At 61.8% G+C, this 7,516-nt stretch carries 7 protein-coding genes; 2 read left to right on the top strand and 5 right to left on the bottom strand.

Features of this window, described 5'->3' with window-relative positions:
- Positions 1-1,715: proline dehydrogenase family protein (locus AC1DUU_RS17885; RefSeq protein ID WP_476784748.1), on the bottom strand; the 1,715-nt coding region annotated here is incomplete at its 3' end.
- 169 nt (positions 1,716-1,884) lie between these two features.
- Between AC1DUU_RS17885 and AC1DUU_RS17880 the strand changes: the two genes are divergently transcribed.
- Positions 1,885-2,337: an Lrp/AsnC ligand binding domain-containing protein gene (locus AC1DUU_RS17880; RefSeq protein WP_476784747.1), complete on the top strand. Its 453-nt coding sequence runs from the start codon at positions 1,885-1,887 to the stop codon at positions 2,335-2,337.
- 19 nt (positions 2,338-2,356) lie between these two features.
- Here AC1DUU_RS17880 and AC1DUU_RS17875 read toward each other — a convergent pair whose 3' ends face one another.
- The 4 genes from AC1DUU_RS17875 to AC1DUU_RS17860 form a co-directional block, all read right to left on the bottom strand.
- A complete protein-coding gene (locus tag AC1DUU_RS17875) occupies positions 2,357-3,565 on the bottom strand; it encodes a cytochrome-c peroxidase (RefSeq protein ID WP_476784746.1) in 1,209 nt (402 codons plus the stop codon).
- A 4-nt stretch (positions 3,566-3,569) separates the two neighbouring features.
- Positions 3,570-4,010, bottom strand: coding sequence for a FixH family protein (locus AC1DUU_RS17870; protein WP_476784745.1), 441 nt, complete (start codon positions 4,008-4,010; stop codon positions 3,570-3,572).
- Between the two features lie 266 nt (positions 4,011-4,276).
- Positions 4,277-5,734, bottom strand: coding sequence for an NAD-dependent succinate-semialdehyde dehydrogenase (locus AC1DUU_RS17865; RefSeq protein ID WP_476784744.1), 1,458 nt, complete (start codon positions 5,732-5,734; stop codon positions 4,277-4,279).
- A gap of 164 nt (positions 5,735-5,898) precedes the next feature.
- Entirely contained in the window at positions 5,899-6,849 is a 951-nt protein-coding gene (locus AC1DUU_RS17860; RefSeq protein WP_476784743.1) for an AEC family transporter, read from the bottom strand.
- Positions 6,850-7,010: 161 nt separating this feature from the next.
- Between AC1DUU_RS17860 and AC1DUU_RS17855 the strand changes: the two genes are divergently transcribed.
- A partial coding sequence (locus AC1DUU_RS17855; RefSeq protein ID WP_476784742.1) for a histidine phosphatase family protein occupies positions 7,011-7,516 on the top strand: 506 nt, incomplete at its 3' end.

Genomic DNA, 7,516 nt, shown 5'->3' with positions numbered 1-7,516 from the left:
GTGCCGACAACGTCCTGCGGCTTTGCCGGGTTGATCACCTGACGCGACGCGCCATAGCCGGCGGCGCGGGTGATCGGCTTTGCCGTCCACCGGTCCGGGCCCTTGAATTCAGCCCTGGCCTTGTCGAGTGCGGCAAGCGTCACCGGGTCGGTGATATCCCAGCCCTTTGCGTTCTTGCGGCCGAGGCCGAAGATCGCGGCAGGTGCCGGAATCGACGGATTGGAGGCCGGCCCCTGCGTCTCCACCGTCTCGAGCGKGTCGCGGGCAATGGCTTCCGGTGCAACATCCTCGTCGGTCAACTGGTGCACGAAGGACGAATTGGCCCCGTTTTCGAGAAGGCGGCGAACCAGATAAGCGAGCAGATCGGAATGCGCGCCGACTGGTGCATAGATGCGGCAGCGCGTGCCTTCGGCCTTGCGAACCGTCTCATGCAGCGCTTCGCCCATGCCGTGCAGCCGCTGGAACTCGAACGAGGTGCGGTCCTTGGCCATCGACAGGATGGCCGCGACAGTGTGGGCATTGTGGGTAGCGAATTGCGGGTAGATGCGGTCGGTCATCGACAAAAGCTTGCGGGCGCAAGCCATGTAGGAGACGTCAGTGTTGGCCTTGCGTGTGAACACAGGATAGCCCGGCAGGCCGAGCGTCTGGGCGCGCTTGATCTCGGTGTCCCAATAGGCACCCTTGACCAGGCGCACCATGATGTTGCGGTCGAGCTTGTTGGCGACCGCATAGAGCCAATCGATCACGAATGCGGTGCGCGGGCCGTAAGCCTGGACAACCACACCAAAACCGTTCCAGCCAGCGAGCTGCGGGTCGGCCAGTACGCGCTCAATCACGTCGAGCGACAAATCGAGGCGATCCGCCTCTTCGGCATCGATGTTGAGGCCCATGCGGGCATGCTTGGCGGCCAGGCACAGCGACAGCAGACGCTCCGCCATCACCGGCAGCATCTCGTCCTTGTGCGAGACTTCGTAGCGCGGATGCAGCGCCGAAAGCTTGACCGAAATGCCATGGTTGTAGCGGATGTCGGGACCGTTGGTGCCGTTGTCGAGCGACGAAATCGCCTCGGCGTAGGCGCGGTGGTAGCGCAGCGCATCAGTTTCGGTGCGGGCGGCCTCGCCCAGCATGTCGAAGGAATAGAGATAGCCTTTCTGGATCATCGAGCGGCCGCGCTTGACGGCTTCAGTGATCGTGCGGCCAAGCACGAACTGCTCGCCCATTTCGCGCATCGCTGCAGCGACCGCCTTGCGGATGACCGGCTCGCCCAAGCGACGAACCATCGAGCGTAGTGTGCGCTYGATCGAGCCCTCGCCCTCGTCAAGCACGCGTCCGGTCAGCATCAGCGCCCAGGTCGAGGCATTGACGAAGATCGAGCTCGAACCGCCCGAATGCGACGACCAGTCGTGCGGAGCGATCTTGTCGCGGATCAGGTCGTCCATCGTCTCTGTGTCGGGTACGCGCAGCAGCGCCTCGGCCAGGCACATCAGCGCAACACCTTCCTTGGTCGAAAGACCGTAGGCCGAGAGGAAGACCTCCATCAGACGTGGGTCGGTCGAGCCGCGCACGGCGCGCACCAGATCGGCGGCGCGGGCGGAAATAGCCTTGCGATCTTCGACGGAAAGAGCGGCTGTCGCCGACAGCCTCTTCAAGGCTTCAGCTTCATCCGGGAGGTAGTTGGCGCGGATTTCCTGGCGGATCGGGTCAAGCGCTGGCATGGCGTTCCTGTCGAGCAAATTGAGGCTGCGCCCGGCGGGAAACTCGCTGCCGAGCCTTTGTCCAAAACTAGCACATCGCCTCAAATCTGGTCGGTCCAAAGAATTCGACTTTCCAGTCCTAATCGTCTACGATTGACGCTCCTAAATCGCCAATTGAGCTGCCATTTTCATGCCAGAAGACCAACTGGACCGCATCGACCGCAACATCATGTTCGCCCTTTCACGCGACGGACGCCTGTCGATGGCCGAGCTTGCCACAAAAGTCGGACTTTCCAAGACCCCGGTGCAGGCGCGCGTCAAACGACTGGAAAAGGATGGCTACATCAGGGGCTACCAGGCCATCATCGACAGCGAGCGCATGGGCGAAGGCCATGTCGCCTTTGTCCAGGTCAAGCTCTCCGACACGCGCTCAGCCGCCCTCGACGATTTCAACCGCGCGGTCCACGCCGTGCGCGAAATCGAGCAGTGCCACATGATGGCGGCGAGTTTCGACTATCTGCTCAAGGTGCGAACGAAGGACATCGCCGCCTATAGGCGCGTGCTCGGCGAGCGTATCTCCGCCCTGCCCCATGTCGCCCAGACGTCGACATTCGTGGCCATGGAGACGGTCAAGGACCGCTGAGCCTATCTATTCAACCTATCTAGTCAGAAAGCGTCTTCAGGAACGCGATCAGCTCCGCGCGTTCGCGATCCGACAAAGCCACGGGGTGGATTTCGGAGGTGCCTTCGACGCTTGCCGGCGCCTTGGTGTAGTGGTCGAGGACCTGATCCAGCGTCGCGAACTGCCCCGCATGCATATAGGGCGCGCGATCGGCTACCCCACGCAGCGACGGTGTCTTGTAAGCGCGGATCAGTTCCGGCGCGCTTTTCTGCATGAATTTGAGCTCGCCGCAGGCCTCGTCACCGCCGTCGCGGAACTTGCCGAAACAGTTGAACGGGTCGCCAAGCACCTCGTTCACAACGGCAATTCGTCCGCGATCCGCAGGAAGCCCGGCAACCGGCGGAATGCCCGTATTGTGGAAATGATTGTCGGTGAAACGCGGCCCGGTGTGGCAGGTCGAACAATTGGCCCGGCCGATGAAAAGCCTGAGGCCCGCCTGTTCCTCGTCCGACAGGGCATTGTCACCCGCCGGCGTGCTGCCTTTGGCGATGATATCCGCGAAACGGTCGAAACGCGTCTGGCCATGGGTGATCGAACGCTCGAAGGCGGCAATCGCCTTGCCGATGTCGGAAAAGACGAGGTCGACATCTTGGCGTTGCTGCTCGGTCATTGCTTTCCAGGCGGCTTGCTCGGATGGCGTTCCGAACGGTCCGGCGTTCGGCGGCACAGCTGACAGAGCGGGCAGCGGCCTGAAAATGCGCTCATAACGCTCGCCGAAACGGCGCTTGAGATAGTGCACGTAAGCAGCGCGATTGCCGGCATGTTCGAGCGGGTTTTCAAGCGGCGTCAGCGCCTGCGCCCACAGGCTGTCGCGCCGCCCGTCCCAGAAGAAGAATGGATCGCGCGCCACGCCTGCAAGCGGCATGGTGCGCCGGTTGGTCTCAGCCACGCCCWCGCCGCGCGGAAGGTCGTCCTGGAACTGCCGGTCGATCTTGTGGCAGGTGCCGCAGGCAACATTGCCGTCCCGGCTCATGCCGGTATCGAAGAACAAGGTGGCCCCGAGCGCCGCAGCACCTGGGTCGTCGGCAAATCGATTGGTCGGATCGGGCGGCAGTGGCGCGAGTGTTGAAAGCGACATCGAGGCGATGGTGCGCTTTTCCGCCTCGGTAAATTCTTGCCGGCTACAGCCTGCCACCACGGCAGCAACCGACATGGCGATTGCAGCGCATATGATCAGGCTGCGTTTCATGACCTCACAGCACCAGATTGAAGGTGGCCTGGTCAGACCCAACCGGAGACGAAATGCCGAACTTCAACTGCCACCAGCCACTCATCGAGAATTTCACGCCTTCGATGCGGTAGCGGCCATCACCTAGATACGCTGTCGCCTCGGGGCTGGTTGGCAAGCCGTGAGCGTGTTCGGGCATGCCGCCGCCGATGATGATCTTGGCGTCCTCGACCGGAATGCCCTTCCGCGTCTTGAGGGTCACCAGCCACGAATGCAGTTCGCCTTGCTTGATCTCGCCCACCTCGGGTGCGATCGCCACCGAGAACAGGCCCTTGGCGGAAGTCTTCGAGCGCGTAAGGTCTGGTCCCGGCGCCGCAGGTGCTGTCAGATAGACGGCAGCCAAGACGCCCACCGCGAGCGAGACGAGGCCRATTCCCCCAACGATCAAACGCCATATCGATGTCAATTCGCCCTCCTCGATCCTGCTGACAACGAATGCGGCCAGCGCCGCCTTCCCGGCCAGCCTGAATCATTGACGGGCAACATGGCGCAGCCAGCTGTGGAAAGCCATTCTGGAAGCGGCAGCGCGGCGGCGCAGTGTTCAAAATTCAAAATGCTATTGAAACAGCGGCTTGCTTGGCTTTTCGGACTCGTCTTGTGAAGGACCTTGCAAAGAAAACGCGCGACGTCAAAGACGCCGCGCGTAGTCATTTGGCCAAGATCAATTCGGGCTTAGAGCCCTAGCCCGCCGATGCAGACATATTTGGTGTCGAGATAGTCCTCGATGCCCTGGTGCCCGCCTTCGCGGCCGAGGCCGGATTCCTTGACGCCGCCGAACGGCGCTTCAGGCGTGGTGATCAGTCCTTCGTTGACGCCGACCATGCCGTATTTCAGCCCCTCCATGACCCGGAAGGCACGACCGAGATTGCCGGTGTAGAAGTAGGATGCGAGGCCGAACTCGGTATTGTTGGCGAGCGCGATGGCCTCCTCCTCGGTCTCGAAGCGGAAGACCGGTGCAACGGGCCCGAATATCTCTTCCTTCATGAATTTCATTTCCGGCGTGGCGTTGGCGATCACCGTCGGCTGGAAGAACGAGCCGCCGAGCGCGTGGCGCTTACCGCCGGCAACGACCTTGCCACCCTTGGCGGTGGCATCGGAGATGAACTCCTCGACCTTTTCGACAGCCTTTTCGTCAATCAGCGGCCCTTGCTGGACACCTTCATCGAGGCCGGAACCGACCTTGAGCTTGTTCGAGGCAGCCGCGAACTTCTCGACGAACTTGTCGTAAATGCCGGCCTGCACGAAGAAGCGGTTGGTGCAGACGCAAGTCTGGCCAGAATTCCGGTACTTTGCGGTGATCGAGCCTTCGACCGCGCGGTCGAGATCCGCGTCGTCAAAAACGATGAAGGGCGCGTTGCCGCCGAGTTCCATCGACACCTTCTTGACCGTCGATGCCGATTTCTCAATCAGCAGCTTTCCGACCTCGGTCGAACCGGTGAAGGTGATCTTCTTGACCAGCGGATTGGCGCAAATCTCGTCGCCGATCTCGCCGGCCGAGCCGGTCAAGACGTTGACCACGCCCTTGGGGAAGCCGACTTCCTCGCACAGCGCTCCCCAGGCGAGGCCCGAATACGGCGTCTGCGAGGCCGGCTTGACGACGGCGGTGCAGCCGGCGGCGAGTGCAGGTCCTAGCTTGCGCGACAGCATCGAGGACGGGAAATTCCACGGCGTGATCGCTGCGATGACGCCGACGGGCTCCTTGGTGACGAGGATGCGGCGGTCGGCCCAGGGCGACGGCACGACGTCGCCATAGGTGCGGCGGGCTTCTTCGGCGAACCACAGCACGTAGGCTGCCGACGAGCCGATCTCGCCCTTGGACTCGRTCAGCGACTTGCCCTGCTCGATGGTCAAAAGCTCGGCCAGCGCGTCCTGATTGTCCATGATGGCATCGTGCAGCTTGCGCAGCAGTTTCGAGCGTTCGAGGGCCGAGGTCTTGCGATAGGTCTTGAAGGCCTCGTTCGCCGCCTCGATGGCGCGGCGCGTCTCAGCCGCACCGGAACGAGGCACCGTGCCGATCTTGAGCCCTGTCGCCGGATTGTTCACATCGATGGTCTTGCCGGAATCGGCCTGCACCCATTCGCCGTTGATGAGATTGGCCTGCCGCATGAAATGGCTGGTTTTCTGAAGCATGGCTTCGCCTCCTGTTATGGCGTCAGCGGGACGCGGGCTGATCGTGAACTTTGTCGAAATACCGTCCGGCAGAACGTCCAACGTCCGGTGCGCTCGGCAAAATTAGTAACGTGCCGCCGGGTCAGCGATCAATCGAATTATGGCACAGATACGTTGGTCCAGCGTCAACCAAATACCATGGTCGCAACCATCAGCCAGAACGCGGTTGTCACCACGGCACAGGCTGTGGCAATCGTCATCTGGTTGGAGGCCAGAGCCTGGCCGGTGCCGAACTGGATGGCGATCAGATAAGAATTGACGCCCGAAGGCAGACTCGCTGCAGCCACCGCGACCTTGGCCGGCAGCGGCGGCAGGCCGAAAAGCCAGGCAAACAGCAATGCCACCGCCGGCATCAGGAACAATTTAAGGACCGACAACGCCAATGCCGGCCTGACGTTGCCGGATATGCCGAATTTTCTGAGCCCAAGCCCCATCGCAAACAAGGCCACCGGGCCGGCGATGTTGGCGAGCGCATCAACGAAGCGGTTCGCAAGCGCCGGCAGCGGCAAATCAGTTGCACGCCAGGCGAGCCCTGCCAGGATGCCGATGATCAACGGGTTGGTCAGTATCTTGCGCAAGAAATCACGAATTATCTCAAGCGGATGCACCGGCTCGCTGCGGCGCGGACCGAACAGCTGAAACAAAATGATCGAGGCCATCATCATGGTCGGCAGGTGCACCGAGATGATCAGGGACAGGATCTCAAACCCCTCCTGCCCAAAGACGCCGAGCATGAAGGGAATGCCAAGCAGCACGAGATTGGAAAAGGCCGAGGACACACCACCGACAACCCCCACCTGTCCGTCGCGCTTGAACAAACGCGTCATCACCAGGTGGCCGGCAGTCCAGGCCACGATTACGGCAGCGAAATAGGTGGCCCACAGCGCCCAAGGCGCCGATCCGTGGAAATCGGCGCCGATCATGGTGCGGAACAAAAGCAGCGGCAGCGCCACGCCGATGGCGAATTCGGAAAGTGCGTCGCCAGTCTGGGTGCGCATATAGCCGGTGACGCCTGACAGATACCCCAAAGCCACAAGACCGAAGACGAAGAGCACAGTTTCAACGAGTGGTGACATCAGCGCTCTGGCAAAATGGAGAATCGGCTTGGCGGAGCATTGCCCCATGGGCAACCGCGATCAAGCCAGGATACGACCGTCGGCGAACATCATTTACCGTCGCCTTGCCTTTCAATCGACTTTGGCATCCCTATATCCGCATCGCCTGTTCGGGACCATTCATGCTCAGATTTGCCATTGCTATCATGCTGTTGTTCGGTGCGCTGCCCGCACATGCCACCGAAGCCGGGTGGGCACTGCTGCGCAATGGCGGCCATGTCGTACTGCTGCGCAATGCAATGACCACCGGCGCGGTCGAGCCGGCCAACTTCGACATCGAAAAATGCGCGACCCAGCTCAATCTGTCTGATCGCGGCCGCCAGCAGGCGCGAAAGATCGGCGCGCTGTTCGCCGCGCGCGCGGCGCCCGTCGAGCGCATTCTGGCAAGCCGCTACTGCCGGACACTGGAAACCGCACGCCTCGCCTTCGACGACCAGAAGGTCGAGCCGATGGCCGCCCTCGACAAGCCGACCGAGGCCACCAGCGAAGCCGATGTCGCGGCCGTCATGGACATCATCCGCAACTATTCCGGCTCCGATAACATCGTGCTCGTGACCCACCTCGAAAACATCCAGGCTCTGACCGGCGCATCGGCGCGCGAAGGCGAAGCGCTGATCGTTGGCCTGCA

It is taken from the genome of Aminobacter sp. P4_H6_2 (assembly GCF_056400805.1).
This window is presented reverse-complemented; position numbering and strand designations above follow the sequence as displayed.

Coding starts and splice junctions, on each gene's coding strand:
- AC1DUU_RS17880 (WP_476784747.1), top strand. CDS start 1,885: ATGCCAGAAGACCAACTGGACCGCATCGACCGCAACATCATGTTCGCC.
- AC1DUU_RS17860 (WP_476784743.1), bottom strand. CDS start 6,849: ATGTCACCACTCGTTGAAACTGTGCTCTTCGTCTTCGGTCTTGTGGCT.